Annotated in this window: 28 protein-coding genes; 16 read left to right on the top strand and 12 right to left on the bottom strand. The window is 48.8% G+C overall.

Annotated features, from left to right (window positions below; translation table 11 throughout):
* The first annotated feature begins 134 nt into the window (after positions 1–134).
* From OU421_RS02285 to OU421_RS02270, 4 genes are all read left to right on the top strand, one after another.
* On the top strand, positions 135–713 hold the full coding sequence (locus tag OU421_RS02285) for an NCS2 family permease (RefSeq protein WP_268186984.1): 579 nt from the start codon (positions 135–137) through the stop codon (positions 711–713).
* 513 nt (positions 714–1,226) lie between these two features.
* Positions 1,227–3,047, top strand: coding sequence for a hybrid sensor histidine kinase/response regulator (locus OU421_RS02280; RefSeq protein ID WP_268186983.1), 1,821 nt, complete (start codon positions 1,227–1,229; stop codon positions 3,045–3,047).
* A 94-nt stretch (positions 3,048–3,141) separates the two neighbouring features.
* Positions 3,142–3,759: an MFS transporter gene (locus OU421_RS02275; protein ID WP_268186982.1), complete on the top strand. Its 618-nt coding sequence runs from the start codon at positions 3,142–3,144 to the stop codon at positions 3,757–3,759.
* Between the two features lie 21 nt (positions 3,760–3,780).
* On the top strand, positions 3,781–4,323 hold the full coding sequence (locus tag OU421_RS02270; RefSeq protein WP_268187853.1) for an MFS transporter: 543 nt from the start codon (positions 3,781–3,783) through the stop codon (positions 4,321–4,323).
* Between the two features lie 100 nt (positions 4,324–4,423).
* Here the strand turns inward: OU421_RS02270 and OU421_RS02265 are convergent, their stop codons facing one another.
* From OU421_RS02265 to OU421_RS02255, 3 genes are read right to left on the bottom strand one after another with little or no spacing between them, the layout of a single operon-like run.
* On the bottom strand, positions 4,424–4,753 hold the full coding sequence (locus OU421_RS02265; RefSeq protein ID WP_268186981.1) for a DUF5400 domain-containing protein: 330 nt from the start codon (positions 4,751–4,753) through the stop codon (positions 4,424–4,426).
* Positions 4,754–4,764: 11 nt separating this feature from the next.
* Entirely contained in the window at positions 4,765–5,604 is an 840-nt protein-coding gene (locus OU421_RS02260; protein WP_268186980.1) for a DsrE family protein, read from the bottom strand.
* A 5-nt stretch (positions 5,605–5,609) separates the two neighbouring features.
* Positions 5,610–6,290, bottom strand: coding sequence for a DUF169 domain-containing protein (locus OU421_RS02255; protein ID WP_268186979.1), 681 nt, complete (start codon positions 6,288–6,290; stop codon positions 5,610–5,612).
* Positions 6,291–6,515: 225 nt separating this feature from the next.
* Here OU421_RS02255 and OU421_RS02250 point away from each other — a divergent pair, with 225 nt between their 5' ends.
* The 8 genes from OU421_RS02250 (at position 6,516) to OU421_RS02215 (ending at position 16,351) form a co-directional block, all read left to right on the top strand.
* Positions 6,516–8,156, top strand: coding sequence for a GAF domain-containing protein (locus OU421_RS02250; protein WP_268186978.1), 1,641 nt, complete (start codon positions 6,516–6,518; stop codon positions 8,154–8,156).
* Between the two features lie 420 nt (positions 8,157–8,576).
* Positions 8,577–9,785, top strand: coding sequence for a peptidase U32 family protein (locus OU421_RS02245; protein WP_268186977.1), 1,209 nt, complete (start codon positions 8,577–8,579; stop codon positions 9,783–9,785).
* Positions 9,786–10,504: 719 nt separating this feature from the next.
* Positions 10,505–11,413, top strand: coding sequence for a response regulator (locus tag OU421_RS02240; RefSeq protein WP_268186976.1), 909 nt, complete (start codon positions 10,505–10,507; stop codon positions 11,411–11,413).
* 507 nt (positions 11,414–11,920) lie between these two features.
* Complete coding sequence (locus tag OU421_RS02235) at positions 11,921–12,493, top strand: MPN domain-containing protein (protein WP_268186975.1); 573 nt, start codon at positions 11,921–11,923, stop codon at positions 12,491–12,493.
* A 131-nt stretch (positions 12,494–12,624) separates the two neighbouring features.
* Positions 12,625–12,846 (top strand): hypothetical protein, encoded by a 222-nt coding sequence (locus OU421_RS02230; RefSeq protein ID WP_268186973.1) that lies wholly within the window; start codon positions 12,625–12,627, stop codon positions 12,844–12,846.
* Between the two features lie 221 nt (positions 12,847–13,067).
* The gene (locus OU421_RS02225) at positions 13,068–13,778 is read left to right on the top strand and encodes a hypothetical protein (RefSeq protein WP_268186972.1); all 711 of its coding nucleotides are present in this window, start codon (positions 13,068–13,070) and stop codon (positions 13,776–13,778) included.
* 267 nt (positions 13,779–14,045) lie between these two features.
* Positions 14,046–15,743 carry a response regulator gene (locus OU421_RS02220; RefSeq protein ID WP_268186971.1) on the top strand — a complete coding sequence of 566 codons (1,698 nt, stop codon included), beginning with the start codon at positions 14,046–14,048 and terminating at the stop codon, positions 15,741–15,743.
* 251 nt (positions 15,744–15,994) lie between these two features.
* Entirely contained in the window at positions 15,995–16,351 is a 357-nt protein-coding gene (locus OU421_RS02215; RefSeq protein WP_268186970.1) for a tetratricopeptide repeat protein, read from the top strand.
* A 198-nt stretch (positions 16,352–16,549) separates the two neighbouring features.
* Here OU421_RS02215 and OU421_RS02210 read toward each other — a convergent pair whose 3' ends face one another.
* The 8 genes from OU421_RS02210 to OU421_RS02175 form a co-directional block, all read right to left on the bottom strand.
* Positions 16,550–16,801, bottom strand: coding sequence for a hypothetical protein (locus OU421_RS02210; RefSeq protein ID WP_268186969.1), 252 nt, complete (start codon positions 16,799–16,801; stop codon positions 16,550–16,552).
* Positions 16,802–16,856: 55 nt separating this feature from the next.
* A complete protein-coding gene (locus tag OU421_RS02205) occupies positions 16,857–17,198 on the bottom strand; it encodes a hypothetical protein (protein WP_268186968.1) in 342 nt (113 codons plus the stop codon).
* A complete protein-coding gene (locus OU421_RS02200) occupies positions 17,195–17,422 on the bottom strand; it encodes a hypothetical protein (protein WP_268186967.1) in 228 nt (75 codons plus the stop codon). Before OU421_RS02200 ends, OU421_RS02205 begins: the two co-directional genes overlap by 4 nt.
* Positions 17,419–17,724 carry a hypothetical protein gene (locus OU421_RS02195; protein ID WP_268186965.1) on the bottom strand — a complete coding sequence of 102 codons (306 nt, stop codon included), beginning with the start codon at positions 17,722–17,724 and terminating at the stop codon, positions 17,419–17,421. Before OU421_RS02195 ends, OU421_RS02200 begins: the two co-directional genes overlap by 4 nt.
* A gap of 5 nt (positions 17,725–17,729) precedes the next feature.
* Positions 17,730–18,131, bottom strand: a complete 402-nt coding sequence (locus tag OU421_RS02190; RefSeq protein ID WP_268186964.1) for a hypothetical protein — start codon at positions 18,129–18,131, stop codon at positions 17,730–17,732.
* A 6-nt stretch (positions 18,132–18,137) separates the two neighbouring features.
* Complete coding sequence (locus OU421_RS02185; protein ID WP_268186963.1) at positions 18,138–18,590, bottom strand: hypothetical protein; 453 nt, start codon at positions 18,588–18,590, stop codon at positions 18,138–18,140.
* A 699-nt stretch (positions 18,591–19,289) separates the two neighbouring features.
* A complete protein-coding gene (locus OU421_RS02180; protein ID WP_268186962.1) occupies positions 19,290–19,949 on the bottom strand; it encodes a class I SAM-dependent methyltransferase in 660 nt (219 codons plus the stop codon).
* A gap of 450 nt (positions 19,950–20,399) precedes the next feature.
* Positions 20,400–20,591: a hypothetical protein gene (locus OU421_RS02175; protein ID WP_268186961.1), complete on the bottom strand. Its 192-nt coding sequence runs from the start codon at positions 20,589–20,591 to the stop codon at positions 20,400–20,402.
* A 395-nt stretch (positions 20,592–20,986) separates the two neighbouring features.
* Between OU421_RS02175 and OU421_RS02170 the strand changes: the two genes are divergently transcribed.
* Positions 20,987–21,232: an RNA recognition motif domain-containing protein gene (locus OU421_RS02170; RefSeq protein ID WP_268186960.1), complete on the top strand. Its 246-nt coding sequence runs from the start codon at positions 20,987–20,989 to the stop codon at positions 21,230–21,232.
* On the opposite strand, the gene OU421_RS02165 is transcribed toward OU421_RS02170, so the two are convergent.
* Positions 21,229–21,471 carry a hypothetical protein gene (locus OU421_RS02165; RefSeq protein ID WP_268186959.1) on the bottom strand — a complete coding sequence of 81 codons (243 nt, stop codon included), beginning with the start codon at positions 21,469–21,471 and terminating at the stop codon, positions 21,229–21,231. The genes OU421_RS02170 and OU421_RS02165 overlap by 4 nt on opposite strands.
* Positions 21,472–21,556: 85 nt before the next feature.
* Between OU421_RS02165 and OU421_RS02160 the strand changes: the two genes are divergently transcribed.
* The 3 genes from OU421_RS02160 to OU421_RS02150 are packed head-to-tail and all read left to right on the top strand — an operon-like array spanning position 21,557 to position 24,157.
* On the top strand, positions 21,557–22,240 hold the full coding sequence (locus tag OU421_RS02160) for a glycerophosphodiester phosphodiesterase (RefSeq protein ID WP_268186958.1): 684 nt from the start codon (positions 21,557–21,559) through the stop codon (positions 22,238–22,240).
* A 42-nt stretch (positions 22,241–22,282) separates the two neighbouring features.
* On the top strand, positions 22,283–23,317 hold the full coding sequence (locus tag OU421_RS02155) for a hypothetical protein (RefSeq protein WP_268186957.1): 1,035 nt from the start codon (positions 22,283–22,285) through the stop codon (positions 23,315–23,317).
* Positions 23,318–24,157: a mechanosensitive ion channel family protein gene (locus tag OU421_RS02150; protein ID WP_268186956.1), complete on the top strand. Its 840-nt coding sequence runs from the start codon at positions 23,318–23,320 to the stop codon at positions 24,155–24,157.
* Positions 24,158–24,182: the final 25 nt, after the last annotated feature.

The raw sequence follows: 24,182 nt of genomic DNA, 5'->3' as shown, positions 1-24,182 counted from the left end.
GAAGAAGTGAAATCTGTTATTCGTTATATAATAGATCCTAATGGAGTCATAATTCTAGATGATACCATCCATGGAAAAAACTGAACTGCTGGCACCTGCCGGTGACTGGTCCTGCTTAAAAACGGCCGTGGGGGATGTTCTCTGTTCTCCTGACAATGTTTACGATGGACCTGTTCTTTACGATGAGCGGGGCACTGGGGGTTGCCACACAGGCAGGACTAACCGATGCGAATGGTGACCTGCCGGAGATCGAGAAGACCTTTGCAGCGGATTCACTTGCCACCATCGCAGGGGCTCTCTTCGGAACGACAACAGCAGGGGTATTTTTGGAATCCGGTGCCGGGACGGCTGCCGGAGGGCGGACCGGTCTGGTGGCGCTTACAGTGGCGGGCCTCTTCTCACTCGGGCTCTTCTTCTCTCCGCTCTTCGCCGCCATTCCTGCTGCCGCGACCGGGCCGGCACTCATCGCGGTAGGGATGCTGATGCTCAGCCCGCTTGCAAAGATTGATTATCACGATTACACCGAACTCATTCCCGCATTTGCCGTCATCGTGATGATGATCTTCACCGGGAATCTGGGTGTTGGGCTGTGTGCCGGATTTGTGCTCTTCCCTGTCTTCAAGGTGATGAAAGGGCGGGCCGGGGATGTCCATCCTGCAGGATGGGGGCTGTTTCTTCTCTGCCTGCTCTTTTTTGTGTTCTATCCCTACTGATTTTTCCTTATTAACCCTGTTTTAATAAACAGGCAGTACGGACGAAATCAGAATGGGCTGTATTTTGGTATCTTTATGGATAATATCAAATATCTGCAGTGAATTTCTATAATGCCCCTCCCCGCCGGAAGTAATTTATTGGACCAGAACGATCGTCATGAATTCGTGATCCGCTCGGGAGCATATCCTTGTGGAAATGGGGGATGATAGAAATTCTCATAAGTAATATGAACCAACGTATTCGCTAACGTCAGGGAGGAAATGATCTGCGATTTCGTACCTGTCCATTCTGGGGAAGGTACTGCCTCTCTCAGCTCGCTCCCTCATGACAGGTCTCTCTACAAATAGGTACAGTAAATCAGTTGGAGTTCTCTCACTATCGTGCATGGTGGGGAATATCCGGCAAGGCAGGACAAACATGGTCCCTCACAGAATTATCATTCATACTTCCAGACCCAGATGTACGGTTATAGTACCAGATGTACCATGGCGGGAGAGCCGGGGGGGAGGGTGATGCACGACTTCATACGTGTACTTTATGTCGATGACGAACCCGTCCTCCTTGAGATTGGCAAAACATTCCTTGAAAAAGTAAATAATTTTTCCGTTGATACCCTCACTTCAGCCACGGAGGCTCTCACCTGTATTTCTACGAAGCAGTATGATGTCATCATCTCCGATTACCAGATGCCTGGCATGGATGGCATCGAATTTTTGCAAAAGGTAAGAGAGTCAGGGAGTAACGTACCGTTCATCCTCTTCACCGGAAAGGGCCGTGAGGAGGTGGTGATCGAGGCAATCAACAATGGTGTTGATTTTTATCTCCAGAAAGGAGGTCAGCCAAAGGCAATGTTTGCGGAACTTGCCCATAAGGTCAGTCAGGCGGTGCAACGACGGCGTGCGGAGATGTCGCTCTTTGAGAGCGAGCGGCGGTACCGTCTGCTTGCAGAACATGTGCGTGATGTGATCATGATCGCTGACATGGATATGCGCCTCACCTATATCTCTCCGTCGGTCACCGCGCTTCGGGGGGTGACGCCTGAAGAGGCCCTCAATGAATCCATCGAAGGTGTCATGACCTCCGAATCCTATCAGAAACTCATGAAGCAACGCGATGCAGGAATCCGCAAGATGCAGAGCGGGGGGCCGATCGATGATTTCCATCTCCAAGAGCTGGAATTCTATAAATCAGATGGTTCAACGGTCTGGACCGAGATGGTAATCTCGCTGATCTTCGGACCCGGGAAACGTCCGGTCGGAGTGGTTGGTGTTATACGGGATATCAGCGAACGGAAAAAGGCACAGGAGGCTCTCAGCGAAAGCGAGGAGAGGTTCCGGGCAATCGTGGAAACCTCACCCGACATGATCTGGGAGATCGACATGCAGGGAAATTTCCGGTACGTAAGTCCCCAGATTTTGACCGTTATGGGGTATCCGGCGGAAGCAGTCATCGGGAAATCGGTATTATGTCTGGTCCCTGAGGAGAAGTTCGCTGTTGCGAAGCAGGCTCTGATGCGCTGCATTAATCTGGAGGGTCCTCTCGTACCATTTGAAGTTCCCGCCCGCCATTGGGATGGGCATGATATGTTCCTCGAGATCCGCCCCTCTATTGCCGGTACTGACGGGATACCTGCTGGATTCCGTGGGATGGCCGTTGATATCACCGAACGAAGGAAAGAGGAGGAAGCTCTCCGTCATGCAAACAGACAACTGGGTCTCCTTTCCCGCATGACCCGGCATGATATTCTCAACAATCTCTCGATTGCCAGTGGATTTATGGAAGTCGCGAAGATGAACACCGGGAACCCGGAGCTGCTCCGTTGCCTCGAGGGGACTGATTCTGCCATCATAAATATCGAATCGCAGATCGAATTTACCCGAATATATGAGGATATCGGTGCCCATGACCCACAGTGGATTGGTCTTGCCACCATCATGCCACGTGATTATGTGCCTGCAACAGTCACCCTGACTGATGACGTGGAAGGTGTTGTGGTATTTGCAGATCCGATGCTTGAGAAGGTGTTTTTCTCCCTCCTTGACAATTCAGTCCGACACGGCCAGCGTGTAACGGAAATCCGGGTATCCTATCACCAGTCCGGCATGGATCTGGTCGTGGTGTGGGAAGACAATGGGGTTGGGATCGCTCCCGATGAAAAGGAACGTATTTTCGAGTGGGGATTTGGGAAAAATACCGGTTTCGGGCTCTTCCTTGTCCGGGAGATTCTCTCCCTCTCCGGGATTGCCATTACTGAGACCGGGGAAGAAGGCACCGGCACCCGCTTTGAGATCGTGGTTCCGGATGGTGGATACCGGTTCATGGACGAATCCTGAGTGAGATATGACGGGCCTGTGGGGAGGTGAGGGGATCTCTCCCGCTGGTTTTACATCAAAACCTTCATGCACCAAAAATAAAAAGTGATTTGTTATGGCTGAGGGTTTGGTGCGGGGGCCAATGTACATCCTCCTCGTGGCGGTATTTCTTGGCATGTTGGGGCTTGGGATCGTCATTCCCCTGCTACCAATTTTTGTTGAAAATTTCGGGGCCAGCCCGTTCTGGGTTGGTGCACTCTTTGCAGGCTACGGTCTCTCCCGCATCATCTTCACGCCGCTCATCGCGAATTATTCCGACAAATATGGCAGAAAATGGCTGATTACGGCAGGGCTTGCCATCTATGCTGTGGTGTCACTCTCGTATATTGTCGCTGCCTCGGTGGGTGTTCTCTTTGTCATTCGGTTTATCCACGGGATTGCCTCTGCCATGATCGGCCCCGTTGCGATGGCATATGTCGGTGATATCACACCACCCGGTATGGAAGGAATGTACCAGGGAAAACTCTCCAATGCGTTCTATCTCGGGATGGGGGCGGGCCCGCTGATCGGTGGTGCCCTCTACCATCTCTCTGGGCTGGATGCGGTCTTCATGCTGATGTCCGGGCTGTCTGTCATCCCGTGTCTGCTCTGTATCCGCTATCTCCCCGAGTCAAAGCCGCAGTCCCGCACTCCTCCCTGTATCTGGAAGGCATTTTGCCACCGGCATATGTAGCCCGCACTTTTCTATCGCTTCATCAACTGCTTTCCGTATGCGGCCTTTATGGTCTTCCTCCCGGTTCTTGCCGCAAACGAGGACAAATTCTCGACCACGGTCATTGGACTGATCATCGCAGTCGAGGTGGTGTCGATGGGGATGAGCCTCGGATATTTTGGCCGACTGGTCGACCGGCACAAAAAATTCTGGTTTGTCGTGGGGGGAACGGTGCTGGTGGCGGTTGCCACGTTCGCTCTTGCGTTCGTCAGGGATGTCTTTGGTGTCACTATCATAGCACTCTGCATCGGTATTGGGAATGCGATGGCCATCGCTGCGGCAACGGCAGTGGTGGCAATCGATGGACGGGCGACCGGACAGGGTGTCGCCATGGGGGCCTTTAATACGGTGGCCAGCCTGGGGATCACCATCCCGCCCCTGATATTCGGTGTGGTTCTGGTGTGGTGGGGCGTCGATGCGATCTTTATTATCTCCGCCTTCCTCTCCCTCGCAGCCCTGATACCGTTCTGGCTCCTGGTGGTCAGGAGCAGGAAGCGGCCAGTGGAAGGCGGCGTGAACTGTTAGAGCCCCCCCGGCGGGTGTGCCATTCTTGTCATTTGGTTTGATAGAGGTAGGGGAAAAATGGGTGGTGTGTTTCGGGGGTTGGTTTTAGTTTGGCAAGCAATTATAGTAGTATTCCTGCCACCGCCAGCACTGGCAGCAGTGTCACCAGTGCAAGGTGAGGGCCGTATCCCGGTGATGTCTGGAAACTGTACTTCAGTGTCGCCCACATCTGGGTGTATGCCGTGACAGTGGCCACGATCTGGAGCAGTGCCGCGGTATAGGCAACCAGAATATTTCCGGTCAGTATGGCACCGAAGGTGACCAGCAGCGCCAGAATGAGTGCTCCGAAATGGGGTGCAAGTTTCATCCCCAGCATCCTGAATGTGATAAATCCGCTCGCAATACCGCTGAACAGAACCGCAAGAGCGATTACCTGGTATGTTATCTCCATATTTTTTCACCTCAGAAATTCACAACGGCGTTTGCCGGGTTGCTCAGAAGTTCAAGGTAGGTTGCTGCGCCTGCAAGCCGGACCCCTTCTACCAGATCGTCCGCACCGATACCCCGGAATTTTGCACTCAGCTCACAGACATAGACCGTTGCGCCTGCTTTGATGACATCTTCCATGAGATGGTCCAGGCGCTCAAATTCGGGATGCTTCACGCCTTTGGCGTTTCCTTTCTTTCCAATGCCCGCACCATCCATGAGGAGGAATATCGTGACCTCTTTGCCCATGCTCAGGGCGACCTGTGAGAAGAGGAACGTCGCATATGCCCGCTCTGCGTTGCCAATACCGTTGCTCTGTGCAATTACCACACGGTCTCTGCTCACGACGGCTGAGGAGGCGGCCTCCTGTTTTTCGGCCTTCTCGGCGATCAGGTAATGGAGTTCACCTTCGGTGCCCTGCCCGATAACTCCGGACCCGGAGGATTGTATCGCCATGGTGATGTCGTCCAGTGTCTCCTGGCTGGCGGCTATCACCTTAATTCTCTCCCCGACGGTAAGGTTTGCGATGATGTTGCCGACGGTGATAACCGGGCCCGGGCAGACGTCCCCGGTGACGTTAATTTCTTTCATTGTCTTTCCTGATGGTATCATCCCGGCCTCAATCAGGTTGCCGGATTTCGTGACTTCAAGTGTATATCCGTGTTTATGGGCGACATTCTCCATCCCCTCTTCCGCACCCGGACTGAGAATGAAGCGGACTTCCTCATTCGTGTCATCCAGATTTTTGATGACATTGTCTGCGAGGATGGCCGCATTGGGGGAACGGATCCCCTGCGCATTGATGGTCTTTACCATGGTGTTTATCCCCACTTTTCTTTGAATACTTTCAGCGCCTCAACGATGGCGGGAAGATTTTTGGGCGGAATTCCGAGGATGACTTCATCCTCTGCAATTCCGGAAAACTTCCGTGAGCCGTTGCAGCCCAGTGTCATGTTTGGTACGCCCCGCTCTTTCACGGCAACAACGGCATCGCCACAGAGCGACTGAATGCCGGAATAATCGCTGGATATTCTGCCGCCTTTTTCATGGAGGTATGCCTGACTGAGCCTCAGCGCCTGACGTGGTGTGGCAACGATAACTATAACATCAGGTTCAAATTCTGCAGTTTCCAGCGGAGAGTAAAGGGATGCATAGTGGCTCTCTGTGCTTTTTGGAATGGCGCTTACCGTATCGAGCGCCCCTTCTGCTGTTTTGAAGTTGCCGAGCTTATGGTAGGTGCTTCCATTGGCCACCTGTTCGGGGAGTGTCTCAATACCCATGACGCCGGCACCGCCTTTGCACATGTGGTCATCCTGAGTTGCATAGCCTTTCATTCCATTCAGGCGAGCATCCTGTACAAACTGGCAATGACGACTCTTCTCCGGAACCTTCTCATATCCTGCAGGAATTTCATCCCCGGAGTGTACAAGTTTGACGGCAACCGGGCTGCCCTTCAGTCCCAGAAGTTCTTTGAGTTCCTTTGCGTTGGTCTCGTATGTCATGATTCTTCCTCACATCTGTCAAAGCGCAATGCCGTTGTAATATGGCAAATATACTTCGATGTTATACTATACAATATAGTATAATTGTATTTATACTTTTGTCTGATTTCCGGATTCTATTGGATATCAGTAGATTCTCAGAAAAATGTTCATATTCTAATTAAGCTGGAAGATCCGTTAGACTAATATGATGAGCGGGCGTTAGACTATATAGTATAGATTCGTATGGCACCAATAGCTGGTCTCTCAGACACGGAAAAACTGATCATTTCATATATTCAGTCCCATCCGCCCGAAGAATGCATGCTCGACAAGATCTCAATGGGCATCGGGAAGAGCAGGGCAACAGTCCTCAAATATCTGGGAATGCTCCATGCAAAGGAGATTCTTGATTTCCGTCACATTGGACGGAATAAACTGTGGATGCTGAAGCACTCTCCTGAGCCGGAACAGGATACGGGATTCACGTCTGACGCTGATTCACTGACCCGCGAAGTCCATATGCTGGCCTCCATGGCATTCGAGCTGAATGATGTTGCCTTGCGGGAAACACAACTGAAAGATAAGCTGAATCATCCTGAGCTGATTGTGCTGTCTGTGGATGATAATCTGCGGATTATCTTCAAAAATAATCTGTTCCTCTCGCGTTTTCCTGATACCGTAACTCTTGGCGAGATCATCCGTCCCGATAACACGGTGAAGATCGCGGGGGTGATGAGGGGGACAAAGACAGGGTCTTTCCATTCCATTGAACTGGATCTGATGGAGAAGGCCGGTATATACCGACCATATCAGTTCTCTTTCTTCCCGCACCCCTCGGGGGTGCAGACGGGATGTACTGTCATCGTCGGGGAAGATTTGTCCGTCAGAAAACAGAGCCGCAGGCATCTGGAAGCCCTGCTGTATATCATCCGGGCCGCTGGCAATGCAAAGGACGAGATGCACCTCCTGAAAGAGGCGATGACGGGTGTCAGAGAGAAGCTGTTGCCGTATGCTCACTGTGCAGTCTTCCTCTCCGACATGCGTACGGCATACAGTACGTTTGCTGTTACGGACGAGATGAAGACCGGAATTTTGCCCTTCATAACCCGCTGTATGACAACGCTTGAGAGCGTCTCAGCTGGTGAAGGCGATCGTGTCCTTGGTCTTCTGGCTGCGGGGACGGGCACGGCTCCGGTGAAATGTGCTGTCGCACTCCCTATCATTGAGGAGGAGAATGCAGTCGGGGCAATATTACTGGTTCTTGAGTCTGATGTGAGCACCACTGAGATAGAAAATGTGGAGATCGTGGCTGACGAGATCTCAGGCGCCCTGAAGATGCAGCGGCTGGACAGGGAACGTGCAGAGTATGTCAATACACTCCTTGCCATGAACCGGATCTCCACCATCCTGAATGACACGAGGGATGAGTCCTCAATTCTGGAAAAATCCATTGAATCCGCAATGGTTTCACTGGGTTTCGAGATGGGCTGTGTCTATCTGAAGGATGATAAGGACGAGATGACAGCGAGGGTGCACAGGAACATGCCGGAGAATCTCAGGAATATGTGTATCTCCGGGATGTTTGACGGTCTCTTTGAACGGGCGTTCACGGAGAGAAATCTCATCTACATCACCTCAGAGATGACGGAGTATGCTATGCTTGACCCGGCGATGAGGGCAAACGGACTGAGCACGCTGCTCATTCTACCAATAAAAACCGGTGGTCGTGTTGTCGGCCTGCTAAATATGGGCAGCAGGGATGTGAAACATTATCTGGAAACAAGTCTGGTCAATATCTCCTCGATTGGCCTCCAGCTGGGAGTTGCCCTCGAGCGGGCGCGACTTGCCCGGGCACTGGAGTCCCGGTCTGAGAATGGTGATTGATCATCTATCTTTTTTTTGGTGTCCGGAGGGGGGTTTCCGGTGTTACAAGGCAAATTCTTCTGCAACGTGGGGACGAATTCCCGGCAATCCGGTGTTCTCAGACCGTAGGAATGCTACGCGGGTGGATCCCGGTTTTAAGGAATCATCCGGCCGGATGGACAGCATTGATTATGCATGTGGAATAACCCAGTGTGGGAATATAATGGTGCATGAAGCCGGGGGTTGCGTGGATATCTGAAACCACCGGTCATCACCATTGCAGAGAGTTCAGAATGAGAATCCGGCTCGCCGGGTGGATTCCGGTACAGAATCAGAACGGTTCCCCGCGGAGGCGAAAGAGGGCCGGGGGGAGACATATTCTCAAATCCCTCTGAGCGAATATACAGACAATTATCTTTCCAGGTGTGTGTGAACAAAGGTATGAATAAAATGGAACTGCTGGCGCCTGCCGGTAACTGGTCCTGCCTGAAAACTGCAGTGGAGAACGGAGCGGATGCTGTATATTTCGGCATAAAACATATGAATATGCGGGATAACGCTGGCAATTTTGAGCTGAATGAACTGCCCCGCGTGATGCACTATCTAAAGGAGCACTTGGTCAGGGGGTACCTGACTCTCAATACCATATATTACAACCATGAACTGGACAAAGTGGAACGGGTTGTATCGGCTGCAAACAGTGCCGGGGTGGACGCCATCATCTGCTGGGACATGGCTGTTTTTTCTCTTGCAAAAAAGGCAGGCATTCCGGTTCATCTCTCCACCCAGGCCAGTGTCGCAAATTATCAGGCATTCCGGTTTTATGCAGAAATGGGTGCATCCCGTATCATCCTTGCCCGGGAATGTTCTCTCGCGGATATTGCTGTGATCAGCAGGCAGGCAATCCACGATGGATTGCACTGTGAGATAGAGACCTTTGTCCACGGTGCTATGTGCGTGAGTGAATCCGGGCGGTGTTTCCTCTCGGAGGAGACATTTAACAAATCTGCAAACCGGGGGCAGTGCATCCAGCCGTGCCGGCGGCTCTATAAAATTACCGATGTGGAGGACGAAGACAATGCGTATATTCTGGGCCGGAATTATGTCCTCAGTCCAAAGGACCTGTGCTCGATTGAGCTCCTGCCTGAACTCATCGAAGCAGGCATTCGTTCGTTTAAGATTGAAGGGAGAATCCGGCCTCCCGAATATGTAAAGACGACTGTTTCCTGTTACAGAACAGCCCTGGACGCAATAGAATCCGGAGAGTTCACTCAAAAACTTGGTGCTGCGCTCAAAGAAGACCTTTCAAAAACCTACAACCGGGGTTTTTCCGAGGGCTTTTACAAAGGTCTCGACACCGACTGGATCAGCAGCGGGCCTGCAACGAAAGCGACAAAGTGCTACTGCGGTGAGGTGGTGAATTATTATTCTAAAATTCATGTGGCAGAATTCGCCATTCGTGCGGATGAGGTGAACGTCGGCGATAAAATCTTAATCTACGGCAAAAAAACCCCTGCACACTACAGTGTTATCGAGGAAATCCAAGTCCATCACGAGTCTGTTCCTTCGGTCGGGAAAGGGGAGAATTGCGGGATTAAAATTCCGGTTCAGGTACGGGCCGGAGACAAACTCTTCCGGATAACTGACTGACAGTGACTGTGAACTTCAGCGGGCAGTTCTATTTTCCGACCCGTTTTCCGATTATATTGCGTGTATTGTCGCAATATAGATGAGGATAAATGGGATGGAAAAGAATAATTCCATTTCGTTCCGGCCGGAAATCCTTTCTTCAGATCCGAGATGATCCCGTGCGTCACGCTTGTCGATGTCAGACTTCTGCATTGAGGCTGGGCATGGTTTCCGTGTCAGCCCGGTCTTCAAGGACGAGCAGTGCTACAGTGATGTTCTCGTTTTCTGTAAGTTCATCACGTATCAGAATCATCGTTTCAGCGGAAGCGCTGCTTTGTACGGTGATATCCGGATTTTCCTCTGAGACTTCTGTTATATCCCCGCAGGTTTTGTCAGATTGCGGAATAAATTGTATTAATCTTTTCAAACGGGTGCATAGAAGTCACAGTTTGGTCCTCAAAATGCTATTCATTGTAAACAATGGTTCACTGGCAGCGGGAAGGCCGGAGCATATCACACAGAATAGCCCTTTCTAGTATGGTAGTAATATTATGAGCCGACAATCGGACCTTCTTCTCTGTGCATCACCAAATGATGACACGAATATTTTAGATGGGGTCTGCACTGGGAATAGAGGTATTCTTGTGTATTTATGCATGAATTAAAAAACCACTGTGTGGACGGTGCATCCCGATGATAAATACTAAACAATTATTGACTATACTGAAAATAGATATGGTATGACATCTGCAGGTGCTCAGTCAGAGACAATTTCACTCCTATATGTGGATGATGAACCTGCTCTTCTTGGACTGAGCAAGCGGTATCTGGAGCATTATGGAAACTTCGCCGTAACTATTGCATCCAGCGCACCGGAGGCAATCCGGATACTTGCAGAAAATGCATTTGATGCCATTGTATCCGACTATGAGATGCCGGAGATGAATGGGATTGAATTTCTGAAACATATCAGGGCAGAGGGAAATGAAATTCCTTTTTTGATTTTCACCGGCAAAAGCCGTGAGGAGGTGGTTATTGAAGCGATCAACAATGGTGCTGATTTCTACATTCAAAAAGGTGGTGTTCCCCGGGCACAGTTTGCTGAACTCGTTAATAAAATAGAATATGCGGTCTCCCGCAGGCGTGCACTGGAGGATTTGCGGCGTAGTGAGGAGCGATATCGTTTCATCGCGGATAATGTTGCAGACAATATCTGGATGTTTGATATGGAGTTCAAACTGACATATGTCAATCCTGCTGGCGAAAGGATGCGTGGGTTTACGGTTGTAGAGGATCTCGCCCAGACTCTTGAAGAGAAAATGACACCCGCGTCCTGTGAACTGGTAATAAAACGGTTTCAAGAGGAACTGGCACTTGAGGCGACCGGTACTGCTGACCCCACCCGGGAAATAATCTTTGAGACGGAAGAGTATTGTAAAGACGGATCGACGATCTGGGTGGAAAATTCCGTCCGTTGTCTGCGGGATGGACAAGGTATGATATCCGGAATACTGGGTGTATCCCGGGATATTACCCAAAGAAAGCGTGCAGATGAGAAATTGAAGAGAATTGGACAATACTGCCGTTCCCTTACGGAGAACTCTCCCATTCAGATTATTGCCGGTGATCAGAAGGGTAATTCCGATTAAGGAAATCCGGGGATTTCGGGTCCCCTTGATGGAAAGAAACGTTTGATTTTTCTCATATGGAATCACTTTTTGCCCAAAAATGACGTTTTTCGAAGACAACCAGATGAGTGCTCAGGAGACAGGTGTGCTGGATACTCCTGTAAAGATTAGATATCCGTTATTGAATACGACAATCTGTTCTTTCGGGGCCATATTCCGGAAAAATCCCGTATGGTGATATGTCTGGTGCCCGTATAATCTGTGAATTCTTAATCTGGCCCGGAAACCGGAAGATCCACAGCAGTTTGGCTCTAGATTCCGTTTTTGTTGTGTGGGATGTGCATAATTGTACACCATTGGCGTCCTCGCAAACATTGTATATCATGAGCCTGATAGTATTGCCGAATAGCCCGGTATGGGTATGTGGTGTGATATGATGGCAGCATTCATTTCGGCAAAAGGAATTATTCGCGGAAAAGACATGCCTGTGCAGTGCACCTGCCTGACGGTGATTCGTTGGAGGAGCACGTGAATACTGATACTGTTTTTTCTGTTCCTCTTCCGGTTCTCCAGTTTGAACGCACCATCCGGAACCTGACAGATGCGGAAATAACAGGCATTTTCTCCATGGAGGGCATACATATTCTGACCCTGCATGCTGTCGATACCGGAGTGGGATTTTTTACTGTGATCCCGGTTGAGATGAAAGAGCAGATTCAGGGATGCATTCTGACGCATAATCATCCGTCAGGCCGTTCCTTTACCAAGCGGGATCTGGAAGAGGCTTCCTTTTTCGCATTAGCGGAAATCCGTGTTGTCGGGAGATTCGGTATTTACTCCATGAAACCCGGTGGAGTGGGATGGCCCGCCCCGCGGGTCATAGCGGAGGCTTTTACTTCGATTGAAGATGACCCGGATTTTCAGGCGGAGATTGATAATTTCCGCTTCCGGACCAACCAATTCAGGTATGCAAAGGGTAGCGTTTCAGGCATCGAAAGAATCCTGTCTGACATTCTCTGCGAACGGGTTGCAACAGCACTGAACCTGACATATCGAAGATCTATCCGGAGAGATACTGGCAATACCGTGCTTCAGGCCTAGACGGTTCTGACCGCCGGACAATCACGGATAAATACCCGTTCATTTCTTCTGCCTCCATTTTCTTCCGCTCCGCCGCTACCTATTTATAGAGCCATCACATTATACCCCCTCAGGATATCAGGTGATGTGTCATGGGATACCGATGGAGAAATAAGACTGATGTTGATGAAGCAGTTGTTGTGGTTATGAATTCGCTGGATGAAAAGGATATTCTTCCCAGCTGGCTTGTACGCACAATACAGCAGTCAATTGAGGACTCAGACCCGGAATATGTGAAATACTTCTATGCAGAAGTAGGGCAACACGCACCGGCAGGAATGAAATTTTTTGAAGACCTTGGCGGGTCTGATTAATCGTTAGATCCGATTATCCCCCCTTTAAATCGCGATTGGCATCAGGCAGGTCTGTTTTTTATATTACTCTGGTATGAGGTCCGGTGCAAATCGATTTGATTCCTGATTATATCGCAGGAATCTCCCGGACGTTCATTCCGAGAACTGTGGTCCGGCGCTCCTATAGCACTTTTCAGTACCATACATACTTTTTGCATATTGAGTTCAATGGAGGGAATCATATGATACGGGAAGGGGGAGCTGAGGGAGATCCTGATCAATGGATTATGAATGCCGTCCTTGCAAAAGCTCTCACTCTCGGTGCAAGCGTAGCAGGTTATGTTCCGGTATCTCTGCTCGCAGACTGTCCCTCTGTTCGGAGCGCCGGGCCGCAGGGACTTGCCCGCAATTCAGGTACAGTCATTGTGCTTGGACTCTATCACGATCCAGCCTGCCCGGAAATGGACTGGTGGGAGGAGGGGAGAAGTACGCCAGGTGACAGAATTCTCTATGGAATTACTACTGCTCTCTCACGGTGGCTTGGTGACGAACACGGAAGGGTTGCGCACGACATACCATACGATGTCACCGAAGGCGGGATCTATCTGAAAGATGCGGCGGTGCTTGCCGGTCTGGGCGTATTTGGGAAAAATAATCTGGTCATTGTGCCTGGTTTTGGTTCGAGAATACGGTTTCGGGCATTATGGGCTGATCTTGAAGTGGGGATAAAATGTGTTCCCGAATGCCTGTCGCCATGCACCGGATGCAGCAGGCCGTGCCAGACTCACTGCCCGCAGGATGCCTTTCCCGGAGGTCGTTTCAGCCGCAAACGGTGTCTGTCCCGTATGGATGCAGATAAGGCAGCTGTGAGATCAGAGAATTCTGATACGACAGAGAAGAAGTCGGTTCAGCACTGCAGAAATTGCGAACTGCTCTGTGTATATGCCGGGTGAGAACGGGTGCCATCACCCGGTGGCGGACGCAAAACGGTCTGTGAAAACAGATCTTCAGCCTCTCTGTTGTGCCCTTTTCCTTTCTGCCGATAATTCAGTTGATATGACTTTATATTTCGATAAATGACATTAAATACGTTTTATTTGTTCATGTTGGCAGTAAATGGGATTTCAGTTGCGATGCAGAATACATAATTGACTTATATCGGCATATTCAAATGATCTACCAGATTTCTGGTTTTTTACGCGAAAAAATGTGATGCACAGATGTATGTCTTAATCGTCGAAGACAGCCGCACTCAGGCCGAAGTCCTGAGGGATATGTTAAAGAAGCATGGATATGAGGCAGTGATAGCCAAAGACGGAAAAAGAGCTCTTGAATTGGTCAGGGTAAGAAATCCGTCTTTGATCATCAGTGATGTTATTATGCCGGTAATGGACGGTTATGAGCTCTGCAGCACTCTGAAAAATGATCCCGGATTACGGGATATTCCATGTATCCTTCTTACCGCTCTATATGATACCAGGGATGTAGCGCGTGCTCTTCAGGCAGGGGCAGACAATTTCATCACCAAGCCCTATCCGGAAGAGTATCTTATTGGTCGTGTTAATACCATTTTGTCCGCTCCCAAGAGGCGCTCGAATACAGATAATAATTTGAAATCCATCCCGTTCTCTCATGATGGTGAGAAATATCATCTCCCGGCCGACCACATGAAGGTGTTTGACTTTCTCCTTTCAGCATATGAAGCAGCCATCATGCAGCACAACGAACTCCAGCGTGCACAGAAAAGTCTGCATCATTCGAATGAGAATCTCAATACCCTCAATCAGATCATAAGTATTGGGAATCATGCAGATGATCCGGATGCGACCATCTCTTTGCTCCTTGAAAAGACGGTAAATCTGCTGGGATACCGGATGGGGGGGATATTCTTACGGAAGGATGATGACAGAGATTCAGCAGACCTTCGGTATACCTATGGAATTACTCTGGAGGACCGGGCAATTATCGAGACATCCGGGCCAATTGATTTTAGAAATCAACATATCCGTGCTGCATTGACTCGTGGCGACCCTCTGTTTCTCTCATCTGATAGCGATGGCGACGATCTGGGTGGCGTGATCATTCAGAGACCGGAGATAGAAAACTGTGCGATTCTTCCGATGGTGAGTAATGGAGGGGTGATTGGGGTTATTACCCTTCTCAATGGGAAAAAACATCCGACTTTGGGGGATGAGAAATCCTTCCTCTCAACCGTTTGTTCTGAAATTGGGACTGTGGTAGAGAAGGTGCTACTACTCAAACGGCTTGAGATAGCAAACGAGGAGACAAATCTCTACCTTGACATTATGACGCATGACATCAACAATGCCAATGCTGCGGCACTGGGTTATCTGGAGATTCTCTCAGAGGAACTGGAGGGAAAGGAGAAGACGTATGCAGAAAATTCTCTCTCTTCAGTGAATCAGAGCATAGATATTATTGCGAATGTCTCCACCATCAGGATGATGCGGGAACGAACGACTGCGCTCCAACCAGTTCGTCTGGATGATGTCATCCGTATGGAGATGGAACGCTATGAAAATGTTAGATTTACCTATTCCGGCACCGATGAGGTTGTACTCGCCGATGATCTGATTGGACAGATATTCATGAACTTAATAGGAAACAGCGCTAAATTTGCTGCTCCTCATCCGGAGATCACCATTGCTGTGGAGCGTGTCGGTCAGGATGTTTTTGTCTGTGTTGCCGATAATGGCCCGGGAATTCCGGATGAGATGAAATCTCTGATCTTTGATCGATTTTGTAAGGGACGCAGCAGAAGAAGCGGGAAAGGGCTGGGGCTTTTCATTACCCACAAACTTGTAGAAGAATATGGTGGCTCGATTCAGGCGGAGGATCGGGTGCCTGGAGTGCCTGAAGAGGGCGCTGCTATACGGTTTAATCTTCTGTCGGTATAAATCTGAATCTGATGACGTTCGGGTGCTGTTCTTGTGTTTGTTCGGAAGCACTTCTGTCCCGGAGAGTGAGACGGAATTGAATTTTGGTTTGATATCGAAATGATATCAAATCCCTTTAATCGGTAAATCAGAAATGCAGTGTTGCATTTTTTGTTGCCATGCAGAGTTGCAGCGCTTAATTATATTTTCCATACTATGAAAACGAAACGGTGTCTCGCCGTGACATGGAATTACCTGTCTGGTTGAGGGGGGTGAAACAGATTATACCTAAAGAACAGATTCGGATACGCCCAGAATCGATTAATTTCTACCGTAAGGCAAATGAATTTTTCAATGAGGGAGAGTATGAACGGACACTTGAACTCCTGAACGAAGCTGTCCGTCTCACGCCGAATTTTTCCTCCGCTTTTTGCCTGATGGGGCACTGCAGTGAAAAGCTGGGTCTGGATGAAAATGCCCTTGAGCAGTATTCGCAGGCAATCGAGGCCGATCCATACCATTCGAAGGCCTGGTATTACAAAGGGGAGATGCTGAACCGGCTCGGAAGAACCGAAGAGGGGAACAAGCTTATCGAAAAGGCTGTTGCACTTTCGTTTGGGAGGGAATAGATCGTAATTCTCCGGATGCATTATTCCGACCAGTACTGGTCGGGACTGAGTACGGGACTATTCGCGTTTTGAATGAATATTGTCCTTTTTTGGGGACGACGGGATATCTTTTTGGGAGGGTAGCCCATGCCATGATAATATGACGGCATTCCCATCGGTAATTATGCAAAAGAAGGGAATTTCGTGTTTATCAATTCATTATTCATTGTTTTCGGTTGTATCTGAATTGGCAACATCTGAATGCACAAACGGCTGAAGATGAAGTTTGTAGATGCCAAGACAGGAGTTGCAGACATAGTAATCCTGTGTCCAGCAGGAAGTACAAGCCCATCTGCCGCAGAGCGTGCACTGGCGTAATCTGGTAAGAAAAAAGGTCTCATTACAGAGGTCGCAGTAGTATTTTGAAAAAGAGGATGGGTCTTTCTCCGGAGGTTCCCCCTGTTTTTTCACCAATGGAATGTTTCCTTTCAACTGTGAGTAAAACAGGTCAGGTCCCCGACCCCTGTTACTCTCTGTTGATTTCTGCTTCCAGAACATTCAGGCGTTCCTCCAGACCTGCAAGGGTATCCGTCATCTCGTGCCGGAATTCTTTGAGTGTATTCATCCGTTTTTCTTCTTCGGCGAGTGCCGGATCATTGTTTTCCCGGAAGGTCCATACCTGGTATTTATCCATCAATGACCATTCGTCAACCATCTGTTCAAAGTGGCGGTCCAGATACTCATCCACCCGGCTTTCCATCGGCCGGCGTATTGACACATGGCCGGATGACCCTTTGAGGTAGTAATAGAGGATGAATGCGATGAGTGCGATAACGATGATTATCAGGAGAATTTCACCTGTCGTCATTGCTTCTCCTCCCTGACTTTCTCAGCCCTCTCTTCCATATTTGTAAGCTTTGAGCCGGCAATCTCGGTGAATCGCCTCATTTTTGTTATTTCCGATTCGACTGACTGCAAACGGATATGATAATCTCCGAAATCCCGCATCGTGCCCAGATTCCACTCATCAATGATGTGCTTCATTCTGCGGTCGAGGTAGGAATTCATGTAATCGTCAAATCCTGCCATCATTTCTCCTCCAACTCACGCAGGGCCAGATCAAGGGCAGATGCCCGTCCTTCCAGTGCACCCTTCTCCTTTTCAAGGATACTGATCTCTGTGCTGACTACATCAAGGCGGTGTTCAAGGTCTTCAAGGGTAAAGCGTGCGACAAGCCCCCATTCAGAAATAATTGATGTCATATGGGCATCAAAGTATTGACCAAGCCGCTTATCCATGGATGGCAGCGTATTGTCTATTGTGTGCGGCACAGATGAGAGTGAGTGGGTAAATGAAGATTTCCGTTGTGTTTTGGGTACATTTGTTTCATACATATTCATCACCGGATTTTACGTTCCTCTTCCTTTATTTTCTCGACCATATGATCCAGTTTTGTGCTCTTTACCGAATTTTCGAGCCGCTGAATTCTGCGATCAACTGCGCTCTGTTTCGCGAAGATGTCGGCCTCAAGTCTGATATTTTCCTGGTCAAGGGTGTTGATCTCTTCGATTTTTTCGGGGGTGACGCGGAAAAACGGCTGACCCCTGTGGGCATAATCGAGTTTCATCAACTGTAGTTTTTCTTTCTCCAGTTCAATCTCTGCAAGTCGGGGTGTCACTTTGGCGTCGTGTATCTCCTTGATGATGTAATAGAGAATGATGAGACCAATAAAGATGAGAATGACCCATAACAAAGACTGAAACCATGTCCACCATTCAAGAACAAGGGATCCTGTGGCCATTGCTGTTCACTCCCCGGCTTTTTGTTCAGGCTCAGGTTCGTGTTCCGTTGTTTCTTTATGTGGCATGATCTTTGCACCAACGTCTTTTGCACCCTTTTGGATTGTTTCCCCCATATGGCCCGCCCCTTCTTGGACGGCTTTCCCCGTCTCGGATGCCTTTTTTCCGAGAGTTTCCGTGAAGGGCACTTTTCTCCGCACGTTTACCGTCTCACCTTCTGCAGCAGCAATTTTGGCAATATCTTCGGGACTCATCCGGATTCTGCCTTTTTCCACCATGGTATCTGCGTAGATGCTGACGGTGATCTTTTTTGGTTTTTCATCCTCTGTCAGAGGCAGTTTTTCTACCTCAATTGCGTCTCCTTCCTTAACCTCCAGAAAAGGCAGTATCGATTCATGGACACGTGCCCGCCCGTGGCTGGGGAATGACCGTGTCTGTATCGCTAACTCAATTCCTTCCATATGGTGACGGATGAAGGGACAATTCTATTTATATGTATGCGGGGTTAATGCGTGTTGAATGGGGATATCTGCTATAAAATTCGTTATTCTGTGCTGAAATGGGCCATAATCAATCGTTTTATTTTCTTTGCAGTTCCGGTTGGTATTTCTGTATCTCACTCTTCAAAGAAAGATGAATTTCACTGTGTTTTTTAAAAAAATGGCATTATAGGGTTTAATTGGTAATTTTTATGGTATTTGGCATCCGTTGAATCCGTTTTTCCGCAGTTCTTTTTGGCAGAAATAAAAAATGATGGGGGAAAGGTAGGAATTTCCCAACAGTCGGTTGGGAAAATCACGGTTCTGCAAAATCTCACCCGACGTGATACCATAGAATTTTCCGGTAGAATTCCCATTCTTCCTGTTCCGGATCAAATGAGAATATCTCTGAATGGATGGTGTTTGCGATATGCATGAATCCCAGTATCCAGCGGGGACTGCCGAAATCCCATCCTCCAGGGACATTGAATATATTGCCTGTCCGGGTGAGTTGAAGAGATAGACATGATGCAGCACCTTATGAGATGATTGGATATATTCTCTGATGAGGCAATGGTCGGTTCAGGGTCGGGTGCCGCTTCTCCGAATGGCACAAACCGCATCACCTGGAGTGGAATGTCCGGAGATATGGCAGCCACCCGTACTCGCAAATCTGGTATTTCATAGGAGAGCTCCGGGTTCTTTCTTTGAGATTACAATCCAGAATCCTTCATCTCCGAGAATGATCTCATAATCCGGCACACCGATTTCATCGAGCATTGTGCGGAACCGTTCCACATTCTCCGGTGAGATGTTCTTCCGGTTAAACTCCTCCCAATCCGGGTTCTTTTTAATCATGGCTGTTGCGATCTCATCCCGCAGGTCTTTGTTACCAAATCCGCCGCCAATATAGGTTTTCCCGCCGGGTTTTAAGATGCGGTAAATTTCCCGGAAGGCGGTGTGGATGTCGTCCCAGAAGAACATGGAGCCCCTGCTGATGATTAGGTCGGCAGAGTCATCATCAAGTGGTATGGCATGTACATCGCCGCAGAGGAGACGAATCCGCTCAGAAAGCCCTGCTTCATTGATATTGCGTTCTGCTGCCTCGTGCATGTCGCGAGAGTAGTCGAGTGCGATAACAGTAAGGTATGACTGGCGTGCGACAGCAATGGAAAGTGATGCCGGTCCGCTGCCAAGGTCAACGCAGGTGCCTGTGGTAATCCCGAATTTCTGGATGAGGTTTTCTGCAATGACCGGATATATTGGTGCAAAGAGGGTTTTTGCAATCTCATCCATACCGCGTGAACCTTTTTTTTCGAATTTTTTCTTAGTATCTGGCATGAATCAAGTCCCTTTGTGTAGGTATTCTGCATGGGATTGAGTGTGAGACACCAATTGCTGTTAACATTGGATACAGGTAACTGATGGATTGTTGGAGGGGCGGCATAAGCATAACGATTTGGACAACATGAATTACTGCTGAATGGGAATCGCCGAAAGTGGGTTGTGAAGGACTATTTTCATACGCATGCGGTTTCATCGCAGTTTCCTGACTACCTGAACGGTAATCGGTAGTGCCCGGTATGGATATTGCATCTCTCGATGCCCAAATGTGTCGCGTGCGGATGCCGGAAAGGAATTCAGTACTGCCTGGTTATGGCATCATTGCTTTTTCTATTGTGTTATATCAGCGCCGCTAAGTATTCCGGGCAGTTCGCATGATTGTGAGAATAATCATCTCAGTGAATGGGCCGAATTATCAAAAAAAGTCGTTTTGGTAAATCGTTATGGTTACACTTCGTATGCAACCAGGGAAAGACCCAGATCTTTCTCAAGGTCTTTGATCTTTTTCAGGTCATCATCTTTCAGATTCGAGTAGGTTGGAACTTCATAGGCGAGCAGAGTTATGTTCATCTCTTTTTCAATGGTTTTTACCTTCTCAATGTCGCCGGCAGAGAGGTTTGCATATCCCATACAGATCATCGTTTTCACCATGCCTCTCTGTGGGGCTCATCATATTTATCTATTATTGGAATGGGGTTTAGAATCCTGATGTGCACCGGATTCAATTTTCATCAGAGTGAGGGCGGGATCTATAATGATGCCGCAGCGATCTCCGATTGGTATTGCCGGTATTACATCATTTTTGGAGTGAATATCAATGAAGTATGGTGTGTATTGATTACCCCTGTTGGTTTTGATGATTGGTATGCCGTGAGATACATCGTCTCATTGTCAGTATTCACACACGGTATCTTTTTCCTGCGAAATTGTCGGACCGGGTTATGGCACGACATAATATAATAGATGAGAGCCAATAGGTTAGATACTATCTGGGTTATATCTCAGATTGGAGTACTTAAATGGAAAGCAGCAAATTGTACGTTGGCAATCTTACGTATTCAGTTACCGAAGCTCAGCTGAGAGAATTATTCGAAGATTTTGGCGATGTAAAGGACGTCCGTGTCATTGAGCGCAAAGGATTTGGGTTCGTCGAGATGGGCAATGTAGAAGAGGCGGAGAAGGCAATGGAAGCTCTTAATGAGACCGAATTTGAAGGCCGCACTCTTAGAATTGATGAAGCACGTCCTCAGAGGCCGCGTACCGAATACAGAAGATACTAATCTTCTTTTTTTGCCGTTCTGGTATCCGGGACACTGATATCGCGGATATCATCAGGCGAACACGGCAGAGGCGTTACCGGCTTGTGTGGAACGTATTTGTAACCCCCCCCGGTGATGAGCCGAAGGCTTTCTCTGGTTTTCAGAAATACATTCTTCCGGAGGTTACCGGATGTACTGTCGCTGTCTGGCCGCTTTTTTCTCCGGTTCTCTACAATCAGTCCCCGACATGATGCCCGCATTTTTTCTCTCTTATCATCTGTCCGCGATTACCAATCGATTTTCAGGCGTTTGGTTCATATTGCCTGAAAACACAGAGGGAATGATATGTTTATCATCGGACACCGGGGGGCATGTGCCGTTTTTCCGGAGAACACCATCACCGCTCTGAAAGAAGGGATGAAATGCGCTGATTTTGTGGAGATTGATATACATCTGACGAAGGATGGCGTCCCGGTGGTTCTGCACGATGCCACCCTTGACCGCACGACAGACGGCAGCGGGCCGGTGGATAGCATGACTCTGCTGAAACTGCGGGAGTTTGATGCGGGGGACGGCCACCCGGTTCCGACATTGCAGGAGGTATGTGACCTCTGTCTGCCGTCCTGTGGTATCGTAACCGAGATTAAAGAGCCGGGGTCGGAAGAGGCTGTCTGTGCAATACTTGGTAATTATGATCCCGTATCTCTCTGGATTGTCTCCTTCCATCCGGAGAGCGTCCGAAAAGTAAAGCGTCTGCTTCCCTCTGTGAAGGCAGGGCTTATCTGTTCTACCGATTGCAGTGATCCTTTTTCTCCCGTCCGCGATGCGGGAGCGGATGCCATCCTCCCGCGTACCGACAGGGTCTCATCAGAGATGGTTCGCGAGGCACATCAGCAGGGACTCTCTGTGATCGTCTGGACCCTTAATGCTCCGGATGCCTACCGGCGGGCCAGATCGTCGTGTGCAGACGGATGGGTGACCGATGATCCATGTGGTCTCCGGGCGTGGCTGACTCATGTGGAGGAATAATAATACCATAAGAATATAATCTTCGCTATCGTTATCTGATATATGGGCAGTGAACCGGACTTTGCAGCTGATCTCTCTCATCCGATTCTCCATGAAGATGAATGGAACCGGATCACAGCTGTCGTTGATGCATTTGAAAATGAACGACCAGCTCATATCGCTGTCATTGCAGATCCGTTTGCCGGTCAGGATGTCCTGATGAAAGGGCTCCTGCGGCGGTATTCTGACCGTGTGATTCATCTTCCCTTTTTTTCAGTCGTGAAAGGCAGAGATTTTCTGACGCAGATCACCGGGCACAAGGATATTGTGGTGATGGATCACTGCCATTTTCTTGCAACGAGGAAAATTGGCGGGTTTGCGATGGTGGATGCCTTTCTTGATCATCTCTCAACATCGGAGCGTCTTTTTATCACACAGTGGAACAGTTTTACCTGGTCATATCTCAAAGCCACCCGGCATATTGAAACATTCTTTCCGGTTGTTATTGTTATTCCTGAAATTGATAGTAAAACCCTGAAAAAACTCATGCTGTCGCGATATACGGATGAAATAGAATTTGTTGCGGGAGAACCTTCCGGGAATGATTTGCTCTCCACAGATTCTGCCCGGATAGTGAAACTCCCTTTTTGCGAAAAACAATATTCCATTTCACTACCGCATCTTTTTGGGGGAAACGGAGAGTCGGGTAAAAGAACCGGAGTACATCCGGAAGATGCAGAAGATATTGCATTTGATAAGATTATCCGGATAGCAGATGGCAATTATGGGGTGGCCGAGCGTATATGGGATGGTTCTCTCGACGGGAATACTCTGCGTGTGGCAGAAATTCCGGAACTTCCCTGTGCAATCAGTCTTGATATCAATGAATCATTCCTGCTCACTATCATCCTTTCCATGGAGTCGGTTAGTATCGTTGATCTGGCAGAGATCGCAGGGCCCGAGATTAACCTGAAACAAACGCTCTTTCGGTTGACACATCAGGGGCTTGTGTTTGAGAAGAAGGGATATTTCGGGATCAAACCCGAGGCACTTGGTTGTGTGAAAGGGTATCTGAAACGTATCAGGATGGTGTGGTAGATGGCGGTTCTGAATGAAACACTCAGCACCGATGCCTCACAGATTGCATCGGCTATCCCTGAGATGGGCGAGATAATTACCATCGTTCTGATACTGGTTGGTGCGTATCTCATCGTAAAAATCGCTGATTTCCTGTTACGCAGGATATCTGAGAGTGCCGGAAGATACCGCATAACAGTCACGATGGTTATTCCTCTTCTGAAGATTATCGTCTATGTCTCAGCGGTGTATTTCATTATCCTGACCATTTTTGATCCCGGACTCCCCGAACTTGCCCTGTTTTCCGGTCTGTTTGGCGCTGCAATTGGTTTTGGACTCAAGGATATCTTTGCTGATATCATCGGGGGTATTGTCATCGCGTTTGAACGACCCTACCAGATTGGTGACAAGATAGAGGTGAGTGGCACCTACGGTGAGGTCACTGATATAGGCCTGCGGGCAACCCGCGTTGTAACACCGGACGATTCGGTTGTCTCCATCCCGAATTATGCCATCTTTCAGGAAGCTACAGCAAGTCAGAACGCTGGAAAAACTGAAATGATGGTGACAATTGACATTTTCATTGATCCCCGCTCAGATGCCGATTTGGCGATGGATATTCTCAAAGATGCTCTCATCACCTCCAAATATGTATATATCTCCTCCACAAGGCCGTATACGGTTCTTATGCAGGACTTTCCCTTTTACCGGAGAATCCGTGCCAGGGGGTATGTCAATGATCTCCGTTCAGAGTTTGAGTTCAGATCTGAGGTGACACGGAGGGCATGGGGTGAGCTTATCCGGCAGGGCATATCACCTCCGCCTCCGGGGCATGTGGTGCCGAACAAAATGGAAGAATAATTTTCCCCCTCCCTGAGCCTGCGGT

Origin of the sequence: Methanogenium organophilum, from assembly GCF_026684035.1 — an archaeon.
GTDB lineage: Archaea > Halobacteriota > Methanomicrobia > Methanomicrobiales > Methanomicrobiaceae > Methanogenium > Methanogenium organophilum.
This window is presented reverse-complemented; position numbering and strand designations above follow the sequence as displayed.

What these genes read in the sequence shown, in the direction of transcription:
- OU421_RS02260 (WP_268186980.1), bottom strand. Translation starts at nt 5,604, where the DNA reads ATGGTAAAGACCATCAATGCGCAGGGGATCCGTTCCCCCAATGCGGCC.
- OU421_RS02255 (WP_268186979.1), bottom strand. Translation starts at nt 6,290, where the DNA reads ATGACATACGAGACCAACGCAAAGGAACTCAAAGAACTTCTGGGACTG.
- OU421_RS02200 (WP_268186967.1), bottom strand. Translation starts at nt 17,422, where the DNA reads ATGATGGCAGGATTTGACGATTACATGAATTCCTACCTCGACCGCAGA.
- OU421_RS02265 (WP_268186981.1), bottom strand. Translation starts at nt 4,753, where the DNA reads ATGGAGATAACATACCAGGTAATCGCTCTTGCGGTTCTGTTCAGCGGT.
- OU421_RS02155 (WP_268186957.1), top strand. Translation starts at nt 22,283, where the DNA reads ATGGGCAGTGAACCGGACTTTGCAGCTGATCTCTCTCATCCGATTCTC.
- OU421_RS02275 (WP_268186982.1), top strand. Translation starts at nt 3,142, where the DNA reads ATGGCTGAGGGTTTGGTGCGGGGGCCAATGTACATCCTCCTCGTGGCG.
- OU421_RS02175 (WP_268186961.1), bottom strand. Translation starts at nt 20,591, where the DNA reads ATGATCTGTATGGGATATGCAAACCTCTCTGCCGGCGACATTGAGAAG.
- OU421_RS02160 (WP_268186958.1), top strand. Translation starts at nt 21,557, where the DNA reads ATGTTTATCATCGGACACCGGGGGGCATGTGCCGTTTTTCCGGAGAAC.
- OU421_RS02185 (WP_268186963.1), bottom strand. Translation starts at nt 18,590, where the DNA reads ATGGAAGGAATTGAGTTAGCGATACAGACACGGTCATTCCCCAGCCAC.
- OU421_RS02205 (WP_268186968.1), bottom strand. Translation starts at nt 17,198, where the DNA reads ATGACGACAGGTGAAATTCTCCTGATAATCATCGTTATCGCACTCATC.
- OU421_RS02230 (WP_268186973.1), top strand. Translation starts at nt 12,625, where the DNA reads ATGGGATACCGATGGAGAAATAAGACTGATGTTGATGAAGCAGTTGTT.
- OU421_RS02240 (WP_268186976.1), top strand. Translation starts at nt 10,505, where the DNA reads ATGACATCTGCAGGTGCTCAGTCAGAGACAATTTCACTCCTATATGTG.
- OU421_RS02195 (WP_268186965.1), bottom strand. Translation starts at nt 17,724, where the DNA reads ATGTATGAAACAAATGTACCCAAAACACAACGGAAATCTTCATTTACC.
- OU421_RS02165 (WP_268186959.1), bottom strand. Translation starts at nt 21,471, where the DNA reads ATGCGGGCATCATGTCGGGGACTGATTGTAGAGAACCGGAGAAAAAAG.
- OU421_RS02280 (WP_268186983.1), top strand. Translation starts at nt 1,227, where the DNA reads ATGCACGACTTCATACGTGTACTTTATGTCGATGACGAACCCGTCCTC.
- OU421_RS02190 (WP_268186964.1), bottom strand. Translation starts at nt 18,131, where the DNA reads ATGGCCACAGGATCCCTTGTTCTTGAATGGTGGACATGGTTTCAGTCT.
- OU421_RS02150 (WP_268186956.1), top strand. Translation starts at nt 23,318, where the DNA reads ATGGCGGTTCTGAATGAAACACTCAGCACCGATGCCTCACAGATTGCA.
- OU421_RS02250 (WP_268186978.1), top strand. Translation starts at nt 6,516, where the DNA reads ATGGCACCAATAGCTGGTCTCTCAGACACGGAAAAACTGATCATTTCA.
- OU421_RS02225 (WP_268186972.1), top strand. Translation starts at nt 13,068, where the DNA reads ATGATACGGGAAGGGGGAGCTGAGGGAGATCCTGATCAATGGATTATG.
- OU421_RS02285 (WP_268186984.1), top strand. Translation starts at nt 135, where the DNA reads ATGTTCTCTGTTCTCCTGACAATGTTTACGATGGACCTGTTCTTTACG.
- OU421_RS02220 (WP_268186971.1), top strand. Translation starts at nt 14,046, where the DNA reads ATGTATGTCTTAATCGTCGAAGACAGCCGCACTCAGGCCGAAGTCCTG.
- OU421_RS02245 (WP_268186977.1), top strand. Translation starts at nt 8,577, where the DNA reads ATGAATAAAATGGAACTGCTGGCGCCTGCCGGTAACTGGTCCTGCCTG.
- OU421_RS02180 (WP_268186962.1), bottom strand. Translation starts at nt 19,949, where the DNA reads ATGCCAGATACTAAGAAAAAATTCGAAAAAAAAGGTTCACGCGGTATG.